This window comes from Streptomyces sp. NPDC003035, assembly GCF_042888285.1.
In the GTDB taxonomy this organism is placed as follows: Bacteria; Actinomycetota; Actinomycetes; order Streptomycetales; family Streptomycetaceae; genus Streptomyces.
The window spans coordinates 77,405-101,337 of record NZ_JBIAPJ010000003.1 but is presented as its reverse complement, the minus strand read 5'-3'; the positions used below and the strand labels follow the sequence as shown (position 1 = coordinate 101,337).

The 23,933-nt window shown below is 69.9% G+C and carries 28 protein-coding genes and 3 pseudogenes; 9 read left to right on the top strand and 22 right to left on the bottom strand.

Annotated elements, in window-relative coordinates:
- Positions 1-274 precede the first annotated feature (274 nt).
- The 5 genes from ACFYV5_RS10195 (at position 275) to ACFYV5_RS10175 (ending at position 2,461) form a co-directional block, all read left to right on the top strand.
- Positions 275-664, top strand: coding sequence for a hypothetical protein (locus ACFYV5_RS10195; protein WP_389166640.1), 390 nt, complete (start codon positions 275-277; stop codon positions 662-664).
- Positions 665-973: 309 nt separating this feature from the next.
- Positions 974-1,132 carry a hypothetical protein gene (locus tag ACFYV5_RS10190; protein WP_389166637.1) on the top strand — a complete coding sequence of 53 codons (159 nt, stop codon included), beginning with the start codon at positions 974-976 and terminating at the stop codon, positions 1,130-1,132.
- A 57-nt stretch (positions 1,133-1,189) separates the two neighbouring features.
- Positions 1,190-1,378: a hypothetical protein gene (locus ACFYV5_RS10185; protein ID WP_389166634.1), complete on the top strand. Its 189-nt coding sequence runs from the start codon at positions 1,190-1,192 to the stop codon at positions 1,376-1,378.
- Positions 1,379-1,439: 61 nt separating this feature from the next.
- Complete coding sequence (locus ACFYV5_RS10180) at positions 1,440-1,946, top strand: hypothetical protein (RefSeq protein WP_389166631.1); 507 nt, start codon at positions 1,440-1,442, stop codon at positions 1,944-1,946.
- Between the two features lie 227 nt (positions 1,947-2,173).
- Positions 2,174-2,461 (top strand): hypothetical protein, encoded by a 288-nt coding sequence (locus tag ACFYV5_RS10175; protein ID WP_389166628.1) that lies wholly within the window; start codon positions 2,174-2,176, stop codon positions 2,459-2,461.
- 7 nt (positions 2,462-2,468) lie between these two features.
- Here ACFYV5_RS10175 and ACFYV5_RS10170 read toward each other — a convergent pair whose 3' ends face one another.
- The 8 genes and pseudogenes from ACFYV5_RS10170 to ACFYV5_RS10135 form a co-directional block, all read right to left on the bottom strand.
- Positions 2,469-2,876 (bottom strand): DUF3224 domain-containing protein, encoded by a 408-nt coding sequence (locus tag ACFYV5_RS10170; RefSeq protein WP_389166625.1) that lies wholly within the window; start codon positions 2,874-2,876, stop codon positions 2,469-2,471.
- A gap of 188 nt (positions 2,877-3,064) precedes the next feature.
- Positions 3,065-3,934, bottom strand: coding sequence for an alpha/beta fold hydrolase (locus tag ACFYV5_RS10165; RefSeq protein WP_389166622.1), 870 nt, complete (start codon positions 3,932-3,934; stop codon positions 3,065-3,067).
- A 22-nt stretch (positions 3,935-3,956) separates the two neighbouring features.
- A complete protein-coding gene (locus ACFYV5_RS10160) occupies positions 3,957-4,709 on the bottom strand; it encodes an SAM-dependent methyltransferase (protein ID WP_389167803.1) in 753 nt (250 codons plus the stop codon).
- A gap of 18 nt (positions 4,710-4,727) precedes the next feature.
- Positions 4,728-5,933, bottom strand: a pseudogene (locus ACFYV5_RS10155) (glycosyltransferase); the annotation flags it as partial.
- 109 nt (positions 5,934-6,042) lie between these two features.
- Complete coding sequence (locus ACFYV5_RS10150; protein ID WP_389166620.1) at positions 6,043-6,843, bottom strand: VOC family protein; 801 nt, start codon at positions 6,841-6,843, stop codon at positions 6,043-6,045.
- Positions 6,844-6,957: 114 nt separating this feature from the next.
- Positions 6,958-7,959 (bottom strand): GNAT family N-acetyltransferase, encoded by a 1,002-nt coding sequence (locus tag ACFYV5_RS10145; protein ID WP_389166617.1) that lies wholly within the window; start codon positions 7,957-7,959, stop codon positions 6,958-6,960.
- Between the two features lie 191 nt (positions 7,960-8,150).
- Positions 8,151-8,795, bottom strand: coding sequence for a hemerythrin domain-containing protein (locus ACFYV5_RS10140; protein ID WP_389166615.1), 645 nt, complete (start codon positions 8,793-8,795; stop codon positions 8,151-8,153).
- Positions 8,792-9,277, bottom strand: a complete 486-nt coding sequence (locus tag ACFYV5_RS10135) for a carboxymuconolactone decarboxylase family protein (protein ID WP_389166612.1) — start codon at positions 9,275-9,277, stop codon at positions 8,792-8,794. The genes ACFYV5_RS10140 and ACFYV5_RS10135 overlap by 4 nt, the downstream gene beginning before the upstream one ends.
- Positions 9,278-9,371: 94 nt before the next feature.
- Between ACFYV5_RS10135 and ACFYV5_RS10130 the strand changes: the two genes are divergently transcribed.
- Positions 9,372-10,259, top strand: coding sequence for a LysR substrate-binding domain-containing protein (locus ACFYV5_RS10130; protein WP_389166609.1), 888 nt, complete (start codon positions 9,372-9,374; stop codon positions 10,257-10,259).
- A 710-nt stretch (positions 10,260-10,969) separates the two neighbouring features.
- Here ACFYV5_RS10130 and ACFYV5_RS10125 read toward each other — a convergent pair.
- The 7 genes and pseudogenes from ACFYV5_RS10125 to ACFYV5_RS10095 form a co-directional block, all read right to left on the bottom strand.
- Entirely contained in the window at positions 10,970-11,224 is a 255-nt protein-coding gene (locus ACFYV5_RS10125) for a hypothetical protein (RefSeq protein ID WP_389166605.1), read from the bottom strand.
- Positions 11,225-11,380: 156 nt separating this feature from the next.
- Positions 11,381-11,581, bottom strand: coding sequence for a hypothetical protein (locus ACFYV5_RS10120; RefSeq protein ID WP_389166602.1), 201 nt, complete (start codon positions 11,579-11,581; stop codon positions 11,381-11,383).
- Entirely contained in the window at positions 11,574-11,780 is a 207-nt protein-coding gene (locus ACFYV5_RS10115; protein WP_389166599.1) for a hypothetical protein, read from the bottom strand. The genes ACFYV5_RS10120 and ACFYV5_RS10115 overlap by 8 nt, the downstream gene beginning before the upstream one ends.
- Positions 11,781-12,452: 672 nt before the next feature.
- A complete protein-coding gene (locus ACFYV5_RS10110; protein ID WP_389167800.1) occupies positions 12,453-12,812 on the bottom strand; it encodes a VOC family protein in 360 nt (119 codons plus the stop codon).
- An 872-nt stretch (positions 12,813-13,684) separates the two neighbouring features.
- Entirely contained in the window at positions 13,685-13,933 is a 249-nt protein-coding gene (locus ACFYV5_RS10105) for a hypothetical protein (protein ID WP_389166596.1), read from the bottom strand.
- Entirely contained in the window at positions 13,930-14,880 is a 951-nt protein-coding gene (locus ACFYV5_RS10100; protein ID WP_389166594.1) for an SPFH domain-containing protein, read from the bottom strand. Before ACFYV5_RS10100 ends, ACFYV5_RS10105 begins: the two co-directional genes overlap by 4 nt.
- A 352-nt stretch (positions 14,881-15,232) precedes the next feature.
- Positions 15,233-16,173 (bottom strand): annotated as a pseudogene (locus ACFYV5_RS10095) (MerR family transcriptional regulator).
- A gap of 167 nt (positions 16,174-16,340) precedes the next feature.
- Here ACFYV5_RS10095 and ACFYV5_RS10090 point away from each other — a divergent pair.
- Positions 16,341-16,771: pseudogene (locus ACFYV5_RS10090) on the top strand (integrase core domain-containing protein); the annotation flags it as partial.
- 356 nt (positions 16,772-17,127) lie between these two features.
- Here ACFYV5_RS10090 and ACFYV5_RS10085 read toward each other — a convergent pair.
- From ACFYV5_RS10085 to ACFYV5_RS10055, 7 genes are all read right to left on the bottom strand, one after another.
- Positions 17,128-17,676, bottom strand: coding sequence for a hypothetical protein (locus ACFYV5_RS10085; protein ID WP_389166591.1), 549 nt, complete (start codon positions 17,674-17,676; stop codon positions 17,128-17,130).
- A gap of 73 nt (positions 17,677-17,749) precedes the next feature.
- Complete coding sequence (locus tag ACFYV5_RS10080; RefSeq protein ID WP_389166588.1) at positions 17,750-18,121, bottom strand: helicase associated domain-containing protein; 372 nt, start codon at positions 18,119-18,121, stop codon at positions 17,750-17,752.
- Positions 18,079-18,621 carry a helicase-related protein gene (locus ACFYV5_RS10075; protein ID WP_389166586.1) on the bottom strand — a complete coding sequence of 181 codons (543 nt, stop codon included), beginning with the start codon at positions 18,619-18,621 and terminating at the stop codon, positions 18,079-18,081. The genes ACFYV5_RS10080 and ACFYV5_RS10075 overlap by 43 nt, the downstream gene beginning before the upstream one ends.
- Positions 18,591-19,229 (bottom strand): hypothetical protein, encoded by a 639-nt coding sequence (locus ACFYV5_RS10070; RefSeq protein WP_389167798.1) that lies wholly within the window; start codon positions 19,227-19,229, stop codon positions 18,591-18,593. Before ACFYV5_RS10070 ends, ACFYV5_RS10075 begins: the two co-directional genes overlap by 31 nt.
- Before the next feature lie 129 nt (positions 19,230-19,358).
- Positions 19,359-20,135, bottom strand: coding sequence for an SDR family oxidoreductase (locus tag ACFYV5_RS10065; RefSeq protein WP_389166583.1), 777 nt, complete (start codon positions 20,133-20,135; stop codon positions 19,359-19,361).
- A gap of 117 nt (positions 20,136-20,252) precedes the next feature.
- Entirely contained in the window at positions 20,253-21,152 is a 900-nt protein-coding gene (locus ACFYV5_RS10060; RefSeq protein WP_389166580.1) for an RNA polymerase sigma-70 factor, read from the bottom strand.
- 36 nt (positions 21,153-21,188) lie between these two features.
- Positions 21,189-21,482, bottom strand: coding sequence for a hypothetical protein (locus ACFYV5_RS10055; protein WP_389166577.1), 294 nt, complete (start codon positions 21,480-21,482; stop codon positions 21,189-21,191).
- On the opposite strand from ACFYV5_RS10055, the gene ACFYV5_RS10050 reads away from it, so the two are divergent.
- Positions 21,463-22,407 (top strand): hypothetical protein, encoded by a 945-nt coding sequence (locus tag ACFYV5_RS10050; protein WP_389166575.1) that lies wholly within the window; start codon positions 21,463-21,465, stop codon positions 22,405-22,407. The two genes, ACFYV5_RS10055 and ACFYV5_RS10050, sit on opposite strands and share 20 nt — an antisense overlap.
- Before the next feature lie 200 nt (positions 22,408-22,607).
- Positions 22,608-23,921: a diacylglycerol/lipid kinase family protein gene (locus tag ACFYV5_RS10045; RefSeq protein WP_389166572.1), complete on the top strand. Its 1,314-nt coding sequence runs from the start codon at positions 22,608-22,610 to the stop codon at positions 23,919-23,921.
- Positions 23,922-23,933 lie beyond the last annotated feature (12 nt).

Genomic DNA, 23,933 nt, shown 5'->3' with positions numbered 1-23,933 from the left:
GCTGAAATGCACAGGATGCCGTGGCTGAGTCGAGCAAGGGTTGGCAGACTGACTTGAGTGAGTGTCAGGTCCATCATGCCTGTTCGGAGGCGGTTTCGGTAGGACGCACGGCACGTCCGTTCGACCTTGTGGCGGCTGGTGCCGCGGGCCAGACTCGTCGTCATCCACTCTCCGGCCAAGCTGTCGGCAACTCTTCCTGGTTGTCGGCGGGTTCGCTGTGTTGTCTCGCCGTGTGGCGTGCACGGGCCCGGGGGTGGGGGGACGAGGGGGATCGATGGATCAGGACATGGTTGTACTGGCGAGGGTCAGGCTGCTCAGTGCCAACAGGCGGGTGGTGGGCGGCGCCGAGGGGATGTGGATCTACCGCCTTCTGACTCAGGTCGAGCCGGAGGCGTACGGGTCGAAGCTGGCGTACGTCCTGGTGGAGGCGAGCACGTCGCCCCTGGTGCGGGAGCTGCCTGAGCGACGGTTGGCCCTGTTGGACGAGGCCGTGGAGGTGGCGAAGGCTCTCGGAACGTCGAACCCCTACCGGGCGAGGATGCTGGCGAAGGCCTTGGCCGCCAGGCAGCGGGAATTGGAGGGCCGCCCGGCGGAGCCGCTCGCGTCCGATGGGCATGAGGAGCATCGAGCCACCCTTCAGGAAGAGCCACAAGAACGCGCATGACCCGGTGGGTGTCGGGCGTTTACTCCGTGGACGTGAAGGAGGTGAGGCCCAGCCCCGCTGTCTGGATGGAGCGGCGCCTGATTCCCCGCATGTACAGCTCGGAGCGTGGGGGCTTCGACCACGTTCGGGGTCCCCACGCTCCCGATGCCTGGACAAGAACCCCGGCCGTCTCTGCGCGGGGACTGCGACCGGCGGTTCGTCATCGACCTCCAGCAAGCCTGGCCGGACGAGTGCCCACAGCGGTCATAGCGCGCTGAGCTGGGCAAGCCGGGCCGGACATCACCGCCTCGGCCGGCGGAGGAGGATGCGGTGCGCAGGTTCGAGATGGTTCAGACGGTCGTACGGCGCGTCGTACACCGCTCCGGCCGGGTGTGGAGCGAGCAGGCGCTGCGGGTCATCGACGACACCGGCGACGCGCTGGTGATCGCCTGCGCACCGGGAGCCGAAGCCCGCTGGCCCTCCCTGTAAGCCAAGGCCCGCGCGGCGGGCGGCGACCGGACGCTGCGCACCGAGGCGTTCGAGGTGATGGCGGCGGGGGAGTGGGACCTCGAGGACGGCGTGTGGCAGGAGAGGGAGCTGCTGATGTGGAAGCCGCCGGGCGAATGGTCCAGCATCAACGCGTTCTTCACCGGCGCCGGCCTGCGGAACTGGTACGTGAACTTCGAGCGCCCGACCCGGATTCGAACTGCTCCGCAAAACATCCTGCTCCAATAACCCCTCGCGACGGTGCTGGTCTGTGACAGCAGCCAGTCCTGATGACTCTGGTCAACATCTCGTGATCACCCAGCGCGACCGAAGTCGAAGGTGCTGCCTCAAGCCCCTGCGCCGGAGTGAAGGTCCGGCACTACCAGCAGTTCCGGGACTACCGGCGCCGCCTGCGACCCGACGGCGAATACCGGACCCGACCAGCGCCGAGTGGAGCGAGTTCGAGCAGCACTTCGACACCCGCAAGGTCGAGCTCGGCGACTGCGGCCGGCCGTACGCCAGCGACTGCCGCCACGAACATGCCTGCATCCGCTGTCCGCTTCTGCGGGTCAACCCGCAGATGGCCTTCCGCCTGGAGGAGATCGAGACCGATCTGATCGCACGCCGGGCCCGTGCCGACGCTGAAGGCTGGCTCGGCGAGATCGAGGGCATCGATCTGACCTTGAGGCTGCTTCGGCAGAAGCAGGTCGAAGCGGGGAGGCTGACCTACGTGCCCCAAACCGTCGACCTGGGCATTCCCGTGGTAGTACCTCGCGGTAGGCAGGAGAGGGGATCAGGCATTCACACACCCTCCTAGGCCCGGGGGCGGAAGGAGTAGCGACCGCTGGCCCCGGCTGCGCCCGGGCGGCGCCGCGTCCCGAAGGAGGAGGCTGAAGAACATCAGGACGAAAACAGGCGTTCAGCTTGTCGTCTACCTCCGGCTTCGAACACGCGGACCTGAAGGTGGCATGATCGGTTCCGCTCGGACTCGACGGTGGGGCGGTGTGACGTGGGGGAATGGCGGACTGATCCGACGTTCGCGATGTGCCGGGCGTTGGCGGATGGGGCGGAACTTTCCTCCTGATCAGCGACCTCAACAACTCCGACAACACCTTCCTGGTCGTCCAGCCCGACGAGGACGACCCCGTCTGGTTCGCCTCCGTGGCCGTCCTCGATGAAGGCGGCTACGAGATCGTCCGCCGTGACACCGCCCGCAACGAGCACGAGGTCACCACGGCGTCCAGCGTCAATGACATCGCCCGCGACCTCACCATCTGGATGGCCGCCCGCGACTTCCCCGGACGGCCAACCAGGCAGGTCAGCGAGTTCTAAAACACGCCTAGCCGAGCTGGTAGTCGAACCAGATGCGATGCGTGCCGTCAGCTTCAACGGCTATCCCTCCGGCCCCGGAGATCCCGGCCAGCTCGCCGGTGCCACTCGAAGGCACGATGGTGAAGAACTCCGCTGTGCGGTCGCTGCCGGATGTTGTCGCCGAGTGCGCGAAGTTGAAGGCTCCCTCCCGTCCCTGCAGGGAGCCTTCGAATGACTCCATGGCCACATAGCTGCCGACGCCGGTGGACTGGTCGAACGCGGCAGTGAACAGGGTCGCCGAACGTCCCGCGACCTCTCCCTCGAAGTGTTTCTCCATCGTCGCCACACCTACCGGGAGCCCAGTGGACACGGCAGGCTGAGGCTTCAGCTCGGTCGGGACGAACGCTTTGACTGTGAAAGTTGCCGTAGCTCGCATGCGCTGACCGTACCGGGGCGGTCTGACAAACGCGGCTGGGCCATAGGTAACCCTGGCGCCGAAGACCAAGCTAAGGCCGTCAGCCGGTAGCGGCGTCCGATGTCAGCGCCGGGGGCGGTCGTGGTGCGCCCCGCGCGGGCGCCCTCGTTCCTCGTGTCTCCACCACCGATCCGCTCAGGCCAGTCCGCTCATGCCGGAGCGGACGGCCCCGGGAGCGTGGCGAGTTCGCCCAGGAGGCGGGCCGCCGGCGCCGGGTCGACCAGCCACCTCAGGTGGCTTCCCTCCAGTGTGCGGACGTCGTACGGATTGTGTGGTGTCAGCTCGTCGCCCTCACGGATCAGCCGGTCCTGCAAGGCGAGAGGCAGGCTCGTGTCGGCGGCCAGGCGGATGTAGGTCTTGGGGACGCGGCCCCAGGTCGCGGCCTGCGCTCGGTCGGCGGAGCTACCGGCGTCCAGGTTCTCGTCGGGCTGGAAGGTGTTCAGGAAGGTGAGGAACTGCTCGTCGGTGCCGTCGGCGAAGAAGGCTCCCTTGAGCGCCGCGAGCGAGTCCGGGTTCGCGGTGCGGAAGTTGACGCGGAGCAGGCCGAGGTCGGCAGGGTTTCCGGCCAGGGCCGGGGCGAAAGCGGCCGGGTCGACCGTGGTCATCTCCGGCTCGGCGTAGTAGTCGTTGACGTCGAGGTCGACCGGGCACCAGGCCGAGACGTAGACGATGCGGTCGATCAGATCCGGGCGGGCGTTGGCCGCGACCGTGGCCGTGATGCCGCCGCGGCTGTGGGCGACGAGGATCACGGGGCCGTTCTGCTTGGCCCGCTCGAGGATCCCGATCAGGTGCGCGGCGTTGTCGGCGAGCGTCACGCCCTTGATCGAGCCGGGCGCGGTGGCGAGGCCCTCGGGGTCCTGAGGGGACTGGTAGGCGCGTATGAAGGTCGCCTGGAAGCCATGACCGGGCAAGTCGACGGCGACCGAGCGGTGCCCGAGGAGGCCGAGTTCGGCCTGGAGGGGCGCGAAGGAGAAGGAGTTCGCGAAGGCTCCGTGGACCAGCACGAACGTCGGTTGCATCTGTGCATTCACTTCCGGGTACTCACTTTCCGGTCGTCATGACGGGTGTCTCACGCAGGACCAGGCACAGGAAGCCGAAGCTGTCCCGGTACCCGTGCAGCCACTGCGAACGCTGAGCGGTGGCCGTCTCCAGCACCTGGACGCTCGCCGGCTCCGCCGAGTGATCCAGCGCCCATGAGGCCAGCGAGCCCCAGCAGGCCCACTCGTAGGCGTCCAGCTCACCGCGGGTACTGACATGGCCGTGGACAGGGGCCCAGCCGTCGGCGACGACGCGGTCCACCGTGGTCGCCAGGTCGTCGAGGTCACCGAACGCCTCGACCGCCGCCGGCGAGGGGGCGCGGTCCCAGAACGACTCGCCGATCAGGACGCGGCCGCCGGGGGCCAAGTGCTTGCGGGCCGCTGCGAGGGTGGGGAGAAGACCGCCGAAGGCGTGGGTGGCGCCGACGCTGATCACCAGGTCGAACGGCTGCTCGGAGACGAAGTCCGCGGCTTCCTGGTGGTGGAGGACCAGGCGCTCCTCGACCCCGCGTTCGCTCGCTGCCCGGCGGGCCTGCGTCAGGGCGACCTCGGAGACGTCGACGCCTTCGGCGTGCAGGTGCGGGCGTGTCGCCAGGGCGCGCAGGAGCCATTCGGCTGTGCCGCATCCGAGGTCGAGCACGCGCTCGTCGCCTCGCGGGAGGGCGCGTTCGAGCAGCCGGCTGACCGATTCGTCGTCGAGCGGAGCCTTGATCGGGTGGTCGGCGTGCGCGATGCCGGAGATCTGTTCGCGGCTCACCGGCGCAGCCTGCCCCGCATCGAGGAGGAGTTTCGCGGCGACCGCCGTCCCGTCGCCCCGGACCCTGCCCGCGACGGCCTTCGCCCGGGCCGCGGTCTGGGGCGCCAGCGCCGTGCTGAGCGCGGCCGACAGGGACTCGAAGGTCGGGACCGGACCGTCGTGGGCCGTGCCGATGCCCAGTTCGGCGACCTGGGCTGCCCAGTGCGGCTGGTCCACGAACTGCGGCACCACGACCTGCGGTGCGCCGGCCCGGGCGGCCGTCGTCGTCGTGCCCGCGCCGCCGTGGTGCACGACGGCGGCCAGTCGGCGGAAGAGGGCCTGGTGGTTGACGTCGCCGACGGCGAAGCAGTCGTCCGCGTCGTCGACCAGGCCCAGGTCGGCCCAGCCGCGCGAGACGAGTACGCGTCGGCCCTGCGCGCGGACCGCCTCGACGGTCACTCGGGCGACGTCCGTCGCCGCGCGCATGGGCATGCTGCCGAAGCCCACGAACACCGGCGGTGTGCCGGCGTCCAGGAACGCCTCCAGGTCGGCCGGCAGCGGGCGCTCGTCGGGCAGGATCCACGCGCCGGTCTGGACGAGTTCGAGGTCCGTCAGCTCCTGCCACGGCCCCAGGACCGGGTCCGCAGCCAGCCACGGCCGGTCGCCGAAGACGTGGTCGCGGACGTTGTCCAGCGGCGGCAGCCCGATCTCCGCCCGGTGGGCGTTGAGCGGGGCCAGGTACAGGGCGTTGACCTTCTGGACGTCCAGGTCCCACATGGCCCGGTTGTCGGTCGGGTCGATCCCCTCGGCGGAGATCCCCGGGCCCGGCCGCGGTGACGGGAAGTAGTTCGTCGACGGTATCTCGAACGGGTGGAAGCAGGCGTACACGTAGCGGATGCCCAGCTTCTCGGCCACCGACCGTGCGCCGGCCGGCATGAGGCCGGTCGCCACCAGCACGTCGCATCCCTCGGCCGCCTCGGCGATCGTGTCGAAGTGCGCGGCTACCAGCTCGGCCGCGAACTCGGTGGCGAAGTCGGGCGACGGCGGCGCGCCGGTGACCAGCGGGCGCACCGCTCGGCCGAAGGGCACGTGCTCCACACCAACTCCGGCCAGCAGCTGGGCGAACTCCTCGTCCGGAGGTGCGCACACCCGTACCTCTGCGCCGAGTTTCTGCAGCTGTGCCGCGAGGGCGGTCGGCGGCATGATGTCGCCGCGTGACCCGTAGGCCATGATCAGCACGCGCATGTCGTCATTCTCGTTTCTGTGTATCCCGGCCTCGGCCGGTGATGGTTCGGGACGGTTCCCGATCGCGCCGGAAGCCGCCGGGAGGCGGGCTGGTGTGCGGTGGTCGCGGTCACCGAGCCCAGGGGAGGTCGCGGGTGCCCTCGGTGCCGGGAACGGAGGCGACTCCGTCGGAGCGCATCGAGACGTGGGCCTCTGCCCGTTCCGGGGCGTGGATACGGCGGACGAGGGTCGGCGGCAGGATCAGGCTCTGGCCGGCCTGTACCTTCTCGGTACGGCCGTCGCAGGTCACTTCCAGGGCGCCCGCCGTGACCGTCCAAACCTGCTCGCGGCTGATGGAATGCTCGGGTCCGGTCGCGCCGGCTTCCATCAAGACCGTCCAGGTGCTGAGTTCGGCGCTGCCGCGGCTGGGGGCCGCGAGGCCCGTCATGGTGGCGTTAGGGGAGACGGTGACATCGTCGGCCGAGGGAGTGATCACCTGAACGGCGGTGCCTTCGCTCCCGTCTGTGCTCCCGCTCCCGTCCGTGCCGGCGCCGGGGACGGCCCATTCGACGAGCTGGACGACGACCCCGTTGGGGTCGGTCATCTGGAACAGCCGCTCACCCCAGGGCTCCTCCCGCAGGGCCATGGTGATGGGGGCGCCCGCCGCGCGCAGCCGGGCCTCCTCCGCGGCGAGGCCGGTGACCGTGAGCGCGAGGATCAGGCCGCCTGCTTCCCGGTCCCGTTGCTCGGTGGGCAGGACCTCGGTGCCCTTGCGGAGCAGGACGATGTCGACGGCGGCTCCCTCGCGGGTCAGAGAGGCGAAGCCGTCCTGGGCCATTGTCACTTCGTAGCCGAGGTGGGTGCAGAAGAAGTCACGGGAGGCGTCGACGTCGGCGACGGTGAGAGAAACGGTGGAGGCGGACACATGCATGGCGATTCCTCGGAAGTGTGAGCTGGGACGGGTGGGTGGGGCGGGGAGGCGGTAGGTCGGCCTGCGCGGGGGCCTCTCGCTTCTTCGCCACGGTGGTGCGTACGGGTACTGGGATCAGACTGCGGGCACGTCGAGCTGGAACTCGCGCGTGCGCCGGTAGGAGCGGAACCCCAACCGGTGGTTGACAGCCAGCATGTGGACGTTGTCCTCGGCGTTGTCGGTCTCGATCTCGACGACACCGGGATGCTCGGCGCGCAGCCGGCGCACCATGGCGGCCTTGAGCCACAGCCCGAGGCCATGGCCGCGGTGCGCGGGCACGACGGCGGTGTCGTACTGCTGCGCCCGAGGTGCCGCGCCCCGAGGGAGCAGGATCTCGGTGTATCCGGCCATGGCGCCGTCGTCGTGGACGGCGGTGAGGGTCAGCAGGGTGTCGCCGCGGTCGGCGATCACCTGAGCCATGGTCCTTACGCGGTCGGCGTCCCAGTTCTCGGTGCCGTAGTCCAGGTCTCCGACGGGCATATCGTTCATCGCGTTCTTGGCGGTGGCGAAGGCGGCGGCGAGGTCGTCGGGCACCGTGCCGGTCCAGCCCGTCAGCCGGTAGCCGGGGTGCTCGGCCTCGGCGACCTGGAGAACGGTGGCCTCGCCCAACTGGTCCAGGCGCAGGATCAGATGGTTCAGGGCCAGTGCCTGGCGGAAGTTCCGCTTTTCGCAGAAGGCTTCGCCCGGGCCGTCGGCCGCCACCTCGACGATCAGGCTGCGCCGGTCCTCGGCACGGCAGGCCGCCACGACCGCCGACAGCAGGAGGGAGCCGGTGCCCAGGCGCCGGTACGCGGGGTTTACGTGGAGTTCCAGTTCGGCCAGGTGATCCCGCCCCGGGGAAGTGAACAGCCGCAGGCCCGCGACTCCGACCGGACTGCCGTCCGCCCCGGTGGCCAGCCAGGTCAGCCGGTGGCTGTTCAGCGTGGGTTTGGTGAGCTGGGCGTGGATCTGATCGGGGCCGGGAGACGGTACTCCGGGCAGGTCATGGGCCATCGAGGCGGCGACGACCCGGTGCCAGGCCGCGGCGTCGGCGGCCGAGATGTCGTGGAGCGGACTGAGGTGGATGTGCTCGGACAAGGCGATGACTCCAGGGATCTTCTGCGGGAAACGTAAGTTCGGGTTCCGGTTCCGGACGGGGCGCACGCATGCCGTGCGAGACTGCGGGGCCCGTGAACCGCCCCACGGGTGGCATCGGGCCGGCCCCGGCCCCTGCGACACTGACCGACGCGACGCGACGCGACGCTCTGCGGGGCGCGGCAGCCGGGGTGTCAGTGCGTCGGGGCGGTGCCAGGACTCCAACGGTCCACGGCGGTGTAAGCCGGGGCCCACTCGGTGGTGTAGGCGGCGCGAACGGATGCGGGCAGGGGAGCGAGCAGCTTCGCCACCGTCCGCTCGTCGGCGCCGTCCAGCAGCCACGGCAGCATCAGCGGCGCCTCCGGGCAGATCAGCTGGGCCTGGACCTGACGGAAGCGGCCCCACTGCTCGGCCGTCAACGCCCGCCGGACCAGTGGCAGGGCCGTGTCCTCCTCGTGCTTGAGATGCCCTGCCAGACCGGTGGCCAATGCGTCGGTCAGGATGCCCAACCCCAGATGGTCGACCTCGGGAGCCGCGAGAGCCGCGTCGATGGCCTTGACCAGCGGGACGATGGCTGCGTGTTCGGCCTCCAACGCCTCCAGAAGAGCCAGGTCCTTCGGGTGACCGGCCAGGCGTCCGCGGAGCACCGGCCACAGGGCCTCGTCCTCGGCCGTGTGATGGGCGTGGAGAGCCTTCTTGAACAGCGCCCATCCGGCCGTGGCCGGTAATTGCCCGGGATCACGGTCCGCGCCGGTGGTCATCCGGTCCAGATGGGCCAGCTCCCGGCGAAGGGCATCGTGCATCACGTACATCACGGTCAGGTCGAAGGCATCGCTCATGGCCGGCGTCGGCCCCGGGACCCGCCGACCGGTTCACGGACCGCGATGGTGTGGCAGTCGAACATGTTCGTCACGCCGATCGACAGGATCAGGGCGGACAGCTGCTGCTCGTTGAAGTGCGCGGCCAGCTGCTCCCACAGCGCGTCCGGCACGCCGTCAGGCACGGGGCCCGGGGAGCGGTCGGCCAGGCGCGTGACCTCCTCGGCCAGCTCCAGTGCGGCCTGCTCGGCATCGGTGAAGAACGGTGCCTCCCGCCAGGCGGCCACCGCCGCCACCCGCTCGTCACTCTCACCCGCCTCGCGCAAACTCCGCACGTGGGTGTGCACGCAGTCACCGCAGCCGACGACCTGGCTGGCGCGCAGAGCCACGATCTCGGGCAGATGGTTGGAGAGGGCTCCCTGGTTGACCGACTTGAAGAAGCTGCCGATGCTCGTAAGCGCGTCCGGCAGGACGAGCGCCGGGTTCTTCATGAGTGCTTGCATGCCCTCAACCTTCTGGCCGGCCGCAATCATGATCAATGTAAACTTCCGCGCGGTTCGATAACCGCTGGGTTATCGACGACAGGCTGGGGGGCCGGTGGAGCTACGGGACATCGAGATATTCCTGGTGCTGGCGGAGGAGCTGCACTTCGGCCGGACGGCACAGCGGCTGCACGTCTCCCAGGCGCGCGTCAGTCAGGCCATCAAGAAGCAGGAACGGCGCATCGGCGCCGAGCTGTTCGCCCGCACCAGCCGCACGGTGTTCCTGACCGAGGTCGGTCGACAGTTCCGCGATGATCTGCAACCGGTCTACGCGGGCCTGCACGCATCCCTGGAGCGCGCCCGGCTGGCGGCCCGCGGCATCACGGCTCAGCTTCGCGTCAGCCTGATGCCCTTCAACCTGCCCGATCTGCACCCGTACTGGAAGGCGTTCCGCGCGAGGAATCCGCAGTGCGAACTCCAGATACGCCTAGAGACCTTCAACGATGTGTTCGGCCGGCTCCGTTCCGGCGCCACGGATGTCCTTGTCGTCTGGCTGCCGGTGGAAGAGCCAGACCTCACCGTCGGTCCGACCTTCTGCACCGACTCCCGGGTCCTTGGCGTGCCCGCCGACCACCGCTTCACGCAACGGGACTCCGTTCCGCTGGAGCTGCTCGCCGAGTTCCCACATGCCACCGCCCTCGACGTGCCGGACTACTGGGAGGACAGCTACCTGCCCTTTCACACCCCACGAGGCCGGCGGATCGAGCGCATCAAGCCGGCGGACAATTCCGACGAGCTGGTCAGCCTCATCGGTATGGGCGAAATCATCCACACCTTCCCCAGCCATGTCACCAGGTACTGGGGCATGTCCCACATCCGATGGCTGCCCATCCCCGAGATAGGAACCTTGACCTTCGCCCTGGTCTGGCGGACGGAAGCCGAGAACGACCTCATCCGTGCTCTGGCCGACACGGTGCGAGATCTCGGCATCCTCCACTTCTGACGCGACCTACGGCGCGGAGCTCCGCTTCGGAACCGGTCCGGATAACGGCGAAGGCCCAGGTGTCGGCGTACGGACTTTCTCCCCAGTCGGGTACGGACGAATGGGCTCTGTCGCTGATCTTGTGACGTGGTGCTACTGGCTTTGTCGAGGCTCTTGAGCCGGGGGAAGGAGCTCCTTGGCGGAGCATCGAGAGTCAGGGTCCTCAACGAGACACAGATTGAATCCCTGGTCGTCGCGTCGAACTTGCGAACACCGCGGCTAAGACCTCCACGATTGGATCGAACGGGGCGGGCGTGACGACCTCCCAGCCCTGCGACAGTTCGCCGACGGGCTCCTACGCGACCGGGATGCGGTCGTCGCCGGCCTGTGGAGCACCCGGAGGCCCTTCGCCGCCACTATGCGAACCGGCCGACCGTGTCATCGAGATGATCTCCAGCTACGAAAATCTTGCCAGAGCCACGTTCACGTGTACGCCGACACCTCCACATCTACAACCACACCACCACCGCAGTCACACCGCACTCGGCGGACACCCGCCCATCAGCCGCGTCAACAACGCTGCAGGTCAATACCCTTAGCCGCAGGGCCGACGGCAGGGTGTCCGTGGCCCCAGGCCAGAGCGTGGAACCTGGGGGCCACGAACGACGGCGGGGTGCAGTCGTGACCACCGGTGAGGGTGACCCGCCGCGCACACCGTGGAGGATGAACGGTCACTCGACGGTCGGCTCGCCCTTCAGGGCCTTACGGGTCTGCTGGGTGCTCAGGCCCACCGCCCGGGCGATCGCATCGCGGTCTATCCCGTGCTGGTGCGCTGCGCGCATGGCGGAGTTGCGGCGGGCGACGAGGGCTTTACGCCGGTCCAGGCCGGCGACGGTGTGCTGGAGGAGGCGCGCCCAGTGCAGGAGCGCGCGGCCGGTCCAGCGGGTGAGGGGTCGGGGTGCGGGTGTGGTCGGGTTGGCCAACATGTCCCCCTTCACGAACGACGTGCTGTCGATCCTGAAGGTGACGGACCGGGGCGATCGGCCACAAGGGCGCGAACCAGCCGACATGCCTCCGCTTCGGTCAGTCGACTTCGACGTAGGTGACGATGAGGATGCTCCCGAGCGCGGTCGCGTAGAAGATCACGCGGACGCCGTCCTGCTCGTAGTCACGCAGTGCTGAGGCGCGTGCGGCTTGACCGCGTCGGGGTCGGCCGCGATCGCGTTCAGGGTCCCGTCCAGGATCGCGGCCTGCGCGGCGCTCAGGGCGCGGACCTGGGTCTCGGCCGGCTCGATGAACACGATGCGCGGTCGGCGGCCGCGGGAGTGCTTGGGACTAGGCAACGTTCGGGGCCTCGTCGTTCCGCTCGGGCAGGCCCTTCTCGGCCCGGATGTCGTCCCAGTCGCGGCACCGGTCGAGGTCGATGCCCTCGGAGGCGAGGTTCTCGAGGACGTAGGCGAGCGCCGGGTTCCCGGGGAACTCGCTGCGCGCGGCTTCGCGGAGCTCGCGCTGCTCGGCCTCGTCGAAGGCCAGGTGCGCCATCGGGTCCTCCGGTGGTCGGGTACAGCCCGAGGCTAGCGCAGCGGCCCATCGGTCGGCGCCGGGTCAGCGAGAACTGGTCCAGCGACGCAGTCGTCGCCGGGATTCGTACCCGGGTAACGCATCCGGGCGAACCCGTGTACGTCGTCCTCGGCCGCTGGACGACAACGACTGCCCTCGCAGAGTACGAAACCGAATGTGCGGGGGCAGCAGCAAGGGCAGCGCCAGACCGGCTCGCCCTCCACCGTGAATGGCTCTGTCGCGGCCGGGCAGGCCGGGCATGCAGGCGTGGAGATGAGGAGGAGGGGACGGTCGGCGGCTATGCGCATCGGCACGGTCGTCGCGTACGTCTACACGACCGAAACCGAACGCGGCGCCCTGGAGCACGTCGCGAAGGCCCAGGCGGAGCTGGTCAGGACCGTCGCCGCGGGCAAGAATGCGGGGCTGGGACCCGCAGGACGCCCTCTCCGGGGCGTCCGGTCAGGCGCCCGTCACCGCGCTTCCGCGACGCCGTTGCGGCGATTCTGAGTCAGGCGCCGCTGATTCGCCGGACGGTGAGTTCTTTGTCCCCCACAGCCGACTTTGCGACAGTGGCACGGCGGGGGTCGCGCGCTGGGCTACACCGTCCCGGATCAGGAGACGACTGTTCAGGAAAGGCAGACCCCGTCACGGCGGTCACCAGCTCTGCTTCTGGGTGACAGCGATGACGTAGCCGTTGGGGTCGGTGAAGTAGAAGAGCTTCTGGCCCTGGTGCTCCATGACGTCCTTCTGGACGGTGACCAGGGGCCGGATGCGCTCGACGTAGGAGTCGAAGTCGTCCACTGCCAGGTAGAACATGCCGAACGCGCCGACCGGAGTGTCCTTGAGGACGGGCAGCCAGCCGCGCAGCTGCTCGTCGCAATAGACCATCAGCGCGAACTCGCCCTCGAAGAGGAGGATGCGCAGGTCGTCGTCGGGGTCGTTGCCGGCGGGCAGGGCGGTGAAGCCGAGCTTCTCGTAGAAGTCGACGGTCGCCTGGGTGTCCGAGACACCCAGGCACGGAGAGATGGCAGGTGATTTGATCAGGGATCACTCCTCGAGAGGGGATGCGGGCAAAAGGGCCGGTGGCCTTCTCACGGGCACGCAGCCCGCCTTGAGAAGTCCTAGCCGGAAGCATGCCCTCCGTATAGGACAGAGCGCGTCCTATACGGGGTGACCTGCGGAGTTTTCACACTGGTGAGGGGTGATCAAAGGGCTGGTGTGACTGGTTCGTCTCGCCCGTGCCGCCACCGCAGGAGCAGGCGTTGGAACAGACGACACGATCCCGCCCTTCGGCAGACCTGTTCCCTTTGAAGGTCGTCTTCTGTGGCGTTTGCCGGGCCACTGCGGCCACTGGCGGAGCACGGACTCTCAGCGCCGACGGCGAGTTCCTGTCGGTGACCCGGCACACCCTGGCCTGTCCGCACCACACAGCCGATCTGATCCTCGCGGAGGACGGCTGAGGGCGCACTTTTCCGGCAAACCGCCGTGCCACGTTGGAGCCCAGCGCCCAGACCGCCTACAAAGGGCACTGGGATCGAGTACGACATCGGCCGGTAGCGGTTCCCACCGTCGCCCGCCCCCGTTAACGCCGAAGCGGCGGATGCCAGGGCCGAACTCTGCCGCGGCGGGGTGCTGTGCCTCGGCCTCGAGTCAGCGTTCCAGCGGAAGCACTGAGACCGGACGGGGGCCGTAAGCGTTCATCCGGCCCCCAATCAGCCGCCACAATCAGCTCCATGCCTGAATGGATGCCCTCGTGGGTTGCTCAGCCTGCCTCCGCTGTGGCGGCTGATGCGGCCGGACGGGCTGCGGACGGAGTGAGCGGGGAGAGCAGGCGCCCGGCCGGCGTCCCGACCCCCCCTCACCTTCGCCCTATGCCCGGCCCGCGGCTACTCGGGGTCCGGGTCCTTCGGCGGGCGCCCCCGGCGCGGAATCGGGCCGGTGTTCTTGGGTAGGCGGCCCGTGTCCATGAGCGACTTGCGGAGCAGGAACTCGATCTGGGCGTTCGCGCTGCGCAGCTCGTCGGAGGCCCAGCGGGCCAGGGCGTCGTACACCTTGGGGTCGAGCCGGAGCAGCACCTGTTTGCGCGGCTCCTTGCGGGGCTTGGGTGCCGGGCCCTCCGTCTCGTCGTCGCTCACTGGTAGAGCGAACCCGTGTTGATGACCGGCTGGGTCGCGCGGTCGCCGCACAGCACCACCAGGAGGTTGCTCACCATGGCCGCCTTGCGCTCCTCGTCCAGCTCGACAATGCCCTGTTCCGCGATCCGGCCGAGCGCCTGCTCGACCATGCCCACCGCGCCCTCCACGATCAGCTTGCGGGCCGCCACCACGGCGCCGGCCTGCTGCCGCTGAAGCATCGCGGAGGCGATCTCCGGAGCGTACGCGAGGTGGGTGAAGCGGGACTCGATGATGTGCACCCCGGCCGCCTCGACCCGCGCACGCAGCTCGATATCGAGCTTCTGGGTGATCTCCTCCGCGTTGCCGCGCAGCGAGAGGCCCTCCTCCTCGTGGGCGTCGTAGGGGTACTCGATGGCGATGTGCCGTACCGCCGCCTCCGCCTGGGTGGAGACGAACTCCAGGAAGTCGTCCACCTCGAAGAGGGCCTGCGCGGTGTCCTCGACCCGCCAGACCACGACCGCCGCCAGCTCGATCGGGTTGCCGTACGCGTCGTTGACCTTCAGCACGGCGGTCTCGTGGTTGCGGACCCGGGTGGAGATCTTGTTACGGGTGGTGAGCGGGTTCACCCAGCGCAGACCGTCGGTGCGGATGGTGCCCCGGTAGCGGCCGAAGAGCTGGACGACGCGGGCCTCACCGGGCGAGACCATGTTCAGTCCGCTCATCGCGAGCAGCGAGCCGAAGAAGAGCAGCACGCCGACGACGACCAGCACGATCTTCAGGCCCACCGGGACAGCGGTCGCGCCGAGCACGATCAGGCCGGCCGAAAGGACGACGCCGAGCAGGCCGAGGAGGAGGGCGAGGCCGCCGCCGATGCTGTGCGCCTGGAACTCGGTGACCCGGGGTGCGGGCATCTCGGGGAGGCCGTCCGCGGGGGCGGGCCCGGGGTGGTGGGAGGAGGTGGTCAACATGAGGGTCCCCGTTCTCTGCGCGTCCGTACCCTGCTCGGTGTAGCAAAGTGATATCACTTTATCGCAGATCGGCGCGACTGCCCAGCGGGTGCGCCGGGGTTGCCGGGGCAGGAGGTCGGAGACTGTCCGGCGGGCGTGTCCGCTCTCCTCGAAGTCCGCAACCGGCGCTTCCAAGCGAAGATGCAAGCCCGCGAGAAGTCAGGTGATGCCACGCCCCCGGAAGAAGCGCCGCCGCGAGGTGAAACGGGTACCGCGCAGCGACGCAACGCTCCCCGAGTACGACCGCGGCGCCCCCCGAAGGCTTGGGCACCCGCCGCCAGTAACTGTGGGGCGGGGCTGTGAGGTTGTTGCGTCATTGGGCTGCCCGTATCCGCAGAGCTGTGATGGACCAGTCGATCACCGGGGGTGAGGCGTTCCGGTGTCGACCAGTCGTTGATCAGCGCGAGCAGCCGGAGGTACTGGTCCCTGCGCGGATCGCTCGCGGCTTTCAGGCGCTGTAGCAGCCACCGGTGCAGCTCGGCGTCATCGGGGCGGCCGTGGGCGGGCGCGCAGTGGGCGGTGAGCGACGCGACGACAGGATCGGCCTGGGGCGAGTCGGGGCTGATGCCGCGCGCGCCACGGCTGGCCCAACGAGATCTCGGGCAATGGCGATCATGTCTGGGCGAGGTGGCGTGGGGGCGTCGTCGGGCAGGGCGGCTGCGTGGTCTTCGGCCAGGCGCGGCACACTTGCGCGGAAATCCGGGCCCAGAGACAGTTCAGCCAGCTCCACCCATGCTCTGATCTGTTCGTCTGTGGGGCTGTTGGGGAGCTCGGGCGTCATAGAACGCCGAGCTGCAGCGTGGTAGGAGCCGCGGTGGAGGCCTTCGAAGACGCTGCTGAGGAAGTCGTCGATCAGGCGTCGGCGTTCGGCTTCGGAGAGCGTGGCCAGCTGGTGCATGAGTTCCAGCTCCTCGGGGGTGGGTTCGCGTTTGGCGGCGGCTGTCAGAACCACCCGTCGCAGTCGCAGGATGCCGATCTGCGCGTCAGGTGCGGCCGCGTGTTCAGCGGCGACTTTGCTGAGTGTGAGTTCCTGGTTCACGACGTGCCGGATCGTGGCGAGGCCGAGTCCCAGTTCTCGCAGTGTTCGCACGAGGGCAAGGCGAGCGACGGTGTCCTGGGCGTAGAGCCGGTAGCCGGCGTGGGTGCGGCCGGCGAGCTCGACGATGCCCCGATCGGAGTAGAACCGGATGGTCTTGACCGTCAGCCCGGTGCGCTGGCCAGTTCGCCGATCGAGTAGAGGGTGCCGCCGTCCATGAGCTCACCTTCCTGTCCCCCCTGCAGGAGACTCAAGTCTGCGCTTGCTGTCTCCACCCCTGCCGCGGTTCCGAGACGGGCGCCGGGGACGTTCGGGCTGAACGTCTCCAGCTCGCGGCGGAGTCGCTTTAGCTCGTCGTCCTTGCCGGCCAGGATGTTCAGAAGGAGCCGTCGACGACCACTCGCGCCTCGCCTACAGCGAGATCCACGAAGACGAGAAGTCGCGACCTGCGCAGGCTTCCTCACCCGCGCGGCCGCCTTCTTCCGCAATCACGGCATCGACCGGATCGAACGGGTGCTGACCGACAACGCCTGGGCCTACCGCAAAGGCCTGGCCTGGAAGACCGCCATCGCCGCCCTCGGCGCGACCGGCAAACTCACCCGCGCCTACCGGCCCCAGACCAACGGCAAGGCCGAACGCTTCAACCGCACCCTGCTCGACGAATGGGCCTACCAACGGCCCTACACCAGCAACACCGAGCGGACCGAAGCCCTGGCACACTTCCTCCACACCTACAACCACCACCGCTGCCACACCGCACTCGACGGACACCCGCCCATCAGCCGCGTAAACAACCCTGCGAGTCAATACACCTAGCGGGCCCGCAGGCCAGCGATCGACGCCGGCGGCGAGGCGATGCGGGCCCTGATCGAAGGCAGGCCGCATCCGTGGCCGAGGTTCCGCTGCCCGGAGTGCGGGGCGACCTGGTACCCCAGCGACACCCCTTTTCGGCGCCCGGGAACGGTCGGACAGCCGATAGTGCTCGCCGCGGTGCCGCACGAGGGCATGGCGGCGGCGTTCGCGTTCGGCAGGCGTCACCGTGTGAGGCCTGCCTGTGACGCGTTCGGGGGCTTTCCTGATCGGAGCACGCGGCCGGGTGACGAAGACGAAGTGTTCTCTGTCACCGGACTTGGACCGTTTGCCATCGAAGCAGGATCACGTGCCGTGGGCGGCTACAGGCCAGAAGTGGGTACGGCGCGTTCCCATTGCTCCTCGAACTCTTCCCGGGTGATCTCCTGGCCTGGCAACTCGGGGTCGAAGAAGTCGACGACCGGCGGGTTGAAGGGCCAGTCGTCAGGTTCGCTCCTGATGCGGCCGCTCCCGTCCTCAGCCAGCTCCACTTCGCGGGTCCGGCGCCCGTCCGATTCGACCTCCATGAGGTAGACCGGGCCGCCGTCGTCCTCGCCGTCCCAGTGACGCCGCACGTACACGATGCTCCTGTCCGCGAGTGCGCCGAAGCCAGGAAGCCCGCGCTGTACGTCGCGTTTGGCCCGCAGGTCGTCCAGGCCTGGAGGCATGAGCGGTGCATCGATGTCGACTTCTTCGAGCTCCTGGCCCTCGGCCCAGGTCACCGACTCCTGCTTGGTGACAACCTCGGTCCATGCGAACGTTTCCAAAATCTCCCGGGCCGACCGAGCGTGGACCCACCACCACGAACCGCCCATCCCATAGTCGTGCAGGACGAGGAACCGCTTTTTGGCTGCGGGATTTGAAAGAGTCACAGGACCGGACCCTAACAACGGAGCCATCAGACCTGTTCAGCTGGTCGGTCCACCTTGGATGGCAAACGATCCATCAAGCTCCTGGGCGCGGCGGGCGGCGGCGCGGGCGTTCTTCAGCCAGATCGCCCTGGTGGGCGGCGTCCAGCGGGGCAGGGAGGTGGCCGTGTTCGGCGGCCCACCCGCGGGCGGCGGACAGGCCCTCCTCCCGCGCGACGTCGAAATGGCTCCAGATCATGCCGAGCTTCTCCAGCTGCTCGATACGGTCCTCGTCCATGTCGCCGCGGGCGTAAAACCGGCGAGCGTCGGCGATCCACTGCCCCAGCGGGAAGTTCGCCAGCGAGGCTGGCCAGCCAATTCCCTCGGCTTCCTCGCCCTCTGGGACGCGGTACGTGAACGGGACCTTCAGGTCGCCGTGTGCGCGGACGTAGATGACGGCCGCTTCCACGCCGCGCCGCCAGTGCTCGTGTTCCGGGTTGAGGACGCGCAGGTTGATGACGCGGCGAGCGCGGCCGGGTCGCGGGGCGTGGAGAACTTCAGCAGGGCCTTGGCGGAGGCGCTGACGCCCCCGGCGCCCTCGCCGCTCCCGCCGTCCTTTCCGCTCTCGTCCTTGGCTACGGGCTTGTAGCGGCTCGGGGCCTGCTGTTCGGCGAGCTGCTCGACGATCCTGGCGTCGTGCACCCGCAGTGCCTCCAAGAGCTTGGCGAGCCCGCCGAAGGCCCGGGACGTGAGCATGTTGTCCGCCGTGTCGCCCGGCCCGAGCAGCACCGGCGCCACGAGCGACGCCATCTTGCCCTCGCCCGGCTGCATCCGCAGCGCCCGGCCCACGGCCTGGACCAGGTCGGGCATCGAGCCGCGCACATCCGCCCAGTAGACGGAGTCGCAGTTCTTGGTGTCGACGCCCTCGCCCAAGACCTTCACCGAGCCCAGGAAGCGCTTCTCCACCACGGTGCCGTCCGTGGCGATCCCGGCGGCGAACTCGCCCAGCAGAATCCGTCGGTGCAGCGGCTTGTGATCCCCGCACAGCCAGTCCGCCCAGATCGTGGCCGGGTACAGCTCGGGGTCGCTGGCGTGGAGCTGCGCGGCGACGTCGGGAGGCCGGCCGGGAAAGCTTCGGCCTCGCGGACCTGGTGGTGGAAGACCAGCGTCCTGCGGAAATTCTCCTCCGAGGACGCCTTCACCAACGCGGTCTGGAGGGCGTCGAGCCGCGCACCACGAACCTCTGCCGACCGGCCCTCCGCGCCCAGGAGCTGCGCGGCCTGGAGCGCGGTGTCCGTGACGTCCACGCATACAAGCTGGTAGGGGGCACAGATTGCCCAATCGATGGCCTCCGAGAGCGTCAACGTGAACGCCCTACTGCCGAAGGGCCCGCCGGGGTCGTCGTCCATGCTCGCGACCAGCTCGCCCGGTGCGCCGGCCTCGTCCTCGTCCCCGAGCTGCCACAGCCGGGGCGTGGCCGTCATGTACAGAAGGCGCAGGGAGGGAATCTTCTGGTTGTCGTGAACGACCGCCCACGGCTTCCCGATCCGGCCCGAAACCCGGTGGGCCTCGTCCACGACGATCAGGTCCCAAGCCGCCAAACCCGCAGCGTGCGCCCGCTCCAGCGTCCCCCAGACCGAGGCTGGCGTACGTGGCGTACACGGTCACCTTCTCCAGGCACCACCTCGCCCGCCCCGTCCCCGGGGTCACCGTTGGGCGGGGAAGCTCTTCGCCAGGAACTGTTCGAACGTGACCGTGCCCACCGCTCGCTCAGGCGTCAGATGCCCGCCGGCGCGGAACCCGCGGTACGCCCGGCCTGCCAGGCGTACGTTCACCAGGGGCCGGCGGCGTCCGCTCGCGTGCAGGTAGGCCCGGGCCAGCTCCGGAAGCGTACGGACCTCGGGACCGCCCATGTCGGGCACACGCCCCGCGGGCGCCCCGCCGGCGAGCTCGGCCAGCCGGGCGGCGACCTCCGCCACGTCGACCGGCTGGTCGGCGACCCCCGCCGGCAACAGCATGACCGGCAGCTTCGCCGAGCCCTCCAGGACCCGCAACGCCAGGTCGTGGAACTGCGTCGTGCGCAGCACCGTCCAGCCGAGCCCCGACTCCTCGATCAGCCCCTCGACGGCGAGCTTCGTCCGGTAGTAACCGAGTGGCACCCGGTCCACGCCGACGATCGAGATGTACACCAGGTGCCGGACCCCCGCGTCACGCGCCGCCTCGACGAGATGGCGTGCCGCCTGCTCGTCGCCGCCTCGCGGCGAGCTCGCGCAGTGCACGACCGTGTCCACGCCCGCGACGGCCGCGGCCAGCCCCGTGCCCTCGCGCAGATCCACGGCGTACGGCCGGGAACGGCGGCTCAGCACGCGCACCTCGTGCTCTTCCCGCTCTCCGTGTTCTCCGTGCCCTCCTGCGGAGCGCAGCCGCTCGGTGACGAGCCTGCCGAGGGTGCCGGTGCCGCCGGTCACCAGGATGGTGGTCATGGTGGTGTCGTCCCTTCGGTGAGCGGGTGCTCCCCGGTGGAGCGCCCGTCATCCGCTGAGAACCGGCGAACACCGACGGATGTGACAGCCGCCGATGTGATCGCGCTCACCCACCGGTCAGACAGTGGGGGCCGAGGCGGCGAACTGCCGCTCCGCGAAGACGAGCTTCTCCGGGTTCATGACGACCTGCACCTCGATGACGGCGTCGTCCCGCACCTCGAACGAGGCGACGGCGACGAGCTGCCGCCCGGTGTGCGCGACCAGCGCCGGCGACCCGTTGACCTCGGCGACCGTGAGGACCAGACCGTCCGGGACGCGCCGCGCGACGCCCGCGAGGAAGCGTACGACCCGGTCCCGGCCGACGAGGGGCCGCCGGGCCGCGGTGACCTTGCCGCCGCCGTCGCTCCACCAGGTGACGTCCTCGGCGAGCAGCTTCTCCAGGCCCGCCAGGTCGCCTTCGCGCGCCGCCCTGACGAAGGACTCGACGAGCTCGTTCCGCCGCTTCGCCGCCGGTGCGAAGCGGCGCTCGGCCGTCGCCACCCGCTGGACCGCCCGGCGGTAGGACTGACGACAGTTGGCCTCGCTCAGGTCGAGCACCTCGGCGATGTCCCGGTAGCTGTAGCCGAACGCCTCGCGCAGCACATAGACCGCACGCTCCGTCGGTGTGAGCCGCTCCAGCAGCACCAGCAGCGCCGTGGACACGGCGTCACGCTGCTCGGCGGACTCCAGGGGTCCGAGTGATCCGTCCCGCGTGAACACCGGCTCCGGCAGCCAGGGCCCCACGTACCGCTCACGTCGCACTCGGGCCGAGGTGAGCCGGTTGACGCACAGATTGGTGACGACCCTGGCGAGCCAGGCGGCGGGGTGCTCGATCGACGCCCGGTCGGCGCCGCTCCACCGCAGATAGGCGTCGTGCACGACGTCCTCCGCCTCCTCGGCGGACCCGAGCAGCCGGTAGGCGAGGCCGAACATCCTGGGGCGGTGGGAGGTGAACTCCTCGGCGGTACCGGACGTCATGCGGCCAGCCTCCCAGACGCCCGGAGGCGGCCGGGTTCACCAGCGGTACCAGCGCCCGCTCGCGCCGCGCATGAAGAAGCCCAGCACCCAGAGCACCAGCACGGCGATGGCGACGTACCAGAGGATCGGGGCGGGGCCCTGTCCCGGGGACGCGGCGCCGGTCGCCGAAGTGCCGGGTGGTCGAAGGGCGTTGTCCCCGCCCCACCGGCGACGGCGACGGCGGGCGGCGAACTGCCCGAAGTCGATGACGGGCACCCCGACGGACGCGTCCTGCGCCGTCCTCGGCGGCGCACGGCGGATAGTGGGAGGCGTGGATGTCGAGCAGGTCATCGATGAGTTGTACGGACTGCGGCCCGAGGAGTTCACCGCCGCCCGTGACGCGTACGTCGCCGAGGCGCGCAAGGCACGGGACGCCGATGCGGTGAAGGCGCTCTCGGGCCTTCGGCGGCCGACCACGGCGGCGTGGGTGTCCAATCTCTTCGTCCGGGAACGGCAGGCGGACGTCGATCGCCTGCTCGCGCTGGGCGAGACCCTCCGGGAGGCCCACCGGACGCTCGATCCGGTGACGATGCGGGAAGCGAGCGGGCAGCGGCACAAGGTGATCGCCGCGCTCGTCCGGGAGGCAGCCGGTTCGGCGCGGGAGGCCGGGCAGGCGGTGAGCGACGCGGTCCTCCAGGACGTCGAGCAGATCTTCCACACCGTCCTGGCCCGCGCCGACGTATCCGCGCAGTGGGCGACGGGCAGGCTCGTCAAGGCACCGGAGGTGGCGGTCGGCTTCGGCGAGCTCACCCCCGAAACGGCCCTCCCGCTCAGGAAGCCGCCGGAACCCGCAGAGGCCGAGAGGCAGGCCGGACCCGGGAAGCCGGCGAAGAACGCGGGGCATGCGAGGAGCGCGGCGAAGCGGCCGAGCAAGGCGGATGCGGATGCGGAAGTGGAAGCGGAAGCGGAGCGACGTAAGCGGCGGGAGCAGGATCGTACGGCTGCCGAGGAGGCCGCCGCGGAGGCCCGCCGTCACGACGAGGTGCTCCACGGGGCCGAGGGAGAGCGACGGGCGGCGCGGGATCATGCCGCCGCGGCGGACGAGCGCGTGACCGAGCTGGAGCGGCAGCTGCGGGAGGCGAAGCGGGAACAACGCCCCGCGCGCACCGCGGTGGCCGAGGCCGAGGCGGCGGTGAAGGACGCCGGTCGCGCGGCACGGGACGCGCACCGCGCCGCCGACCGGGCCAGGCGCAAGCTCGAGTCGTCAGCCGATTGACGACCCGTCGGGTCCACACCGGCCGCGCGCCGCCCTCCCGTCCCGGCCGACGCCCTGCGGTTTGCCGATGCACAGGTCCGGACAGGCGGTGTACGTGAGAGAGGGGCTGGGACTTGGGCGCGGAAAACGTCTCCCGAACGGCGCCGTTCGAGGCGCCGGACAGGGCCGAGTGGGGGAGGCTTGGACCGGAGGTGGTACCGGTGGGTGGTTCCGGTCGTACGAGGGGAGTGGCCCGGCTCCTGGCCCGCTGCGCGCTGCTGGCGATCGTGGCCGCCGTCGTCGTGCTGTTCCTGGCGCTGGGCGAGGCCGGGCCGATGGTCCTCCTGAGCGGCCTCGGCGGCATCGTGGTCTCCGCCGCCGGACTGTGGTGGCTGCTCGCCCGCCGCGGACCGCTCCGGCTGCTCGGCGCGCTGCTCGCGGTCGCCGCACCCGTGGGCGTGCTGGTCCACTACATCCTGGAAGGCGTGTGGGGCAACGCGCTCCTGGCCCTCGGCCTCTACGGCCTCGCCCTGGTCTGCGCGCGCGCCGCCCTGCGCGCCACCGGGAGGGCGTACGTGATGCGAGGCAAGACGCGCCCGCTGCCACGAAGGCCCGTTCTGATCATGAATCCGAAGTCGGGCGGCGGAAAGGTCGAGCGCTTCGGACTGGTGGAGCGCGCCGAGCGGATGGGAGCCGAGGTGCACCTGCTGGACACGGAGGACGGTACCGATGTGGAGGCGCTGGCCCGCAAGGCCGTCGAGGACGGAGCCGACCTGCTCGGTGTGGCGGGCGGTGACGGCACCCAGGCGCTGGTCGCCGGGGTGGCCGTCGAGCACGATCTGCCCTTCCTGGTGATCTCCGCCGGTACGCGCAACCACTTCGCCATGGACCTCGGCCTCGACCGTACGGACCCGTCCGGGTGTCTCGACGCTCTGATCGACGGTGAGCAACTCCGGGTCGATCTCGGCACGGTCAGCGGCCGGCCCTTCGTCAACACCGTGTCCTTCGGGGTGTACGCGGACATCGTCCAGAGCCCCGAGTACCGCGACGCGAAGACGGGAACCACCTTCACCCTTCTTCCCGACCTGCTCGGGGAGAGCGGCCGGCGCCTGGACGCGACCGTCGACGAGAAGCGGCTCACCGGACAGCAGGCGATCCTCGTCAGCAACAACCCCTATGCCACGGCCGATCCGACGGCCGCGGGCCTCCGGTCCCGGCTCGACCGCGGGAAGCTCGGAGTGATCGCCCTCCGCGTGGAGGACGTGGCCCAGGCGGCCGAGCTCGCCGTACGGGGAGAACGCTCGCAGGGGCTCAACGTCCTGACGGCACACCGGGTGGAGGTCGTGGCGGAGACGGACACCCTCCCCGTCGCGGTGGACGGCGAGGCACTGACGCTGCCCACGCCCGTTGTCTGCACCGTCCGCCCGCGCGCCCTGCGGGTCCTCGTTCCGCGCCACCGGCCCGGGACCGTGGCTCCGCGCTCGCCCCTGAACTGGCGGTGGATCACCGCACTCGCCCTGGGACGTGCACGGTGAGGCCGCCGCGGG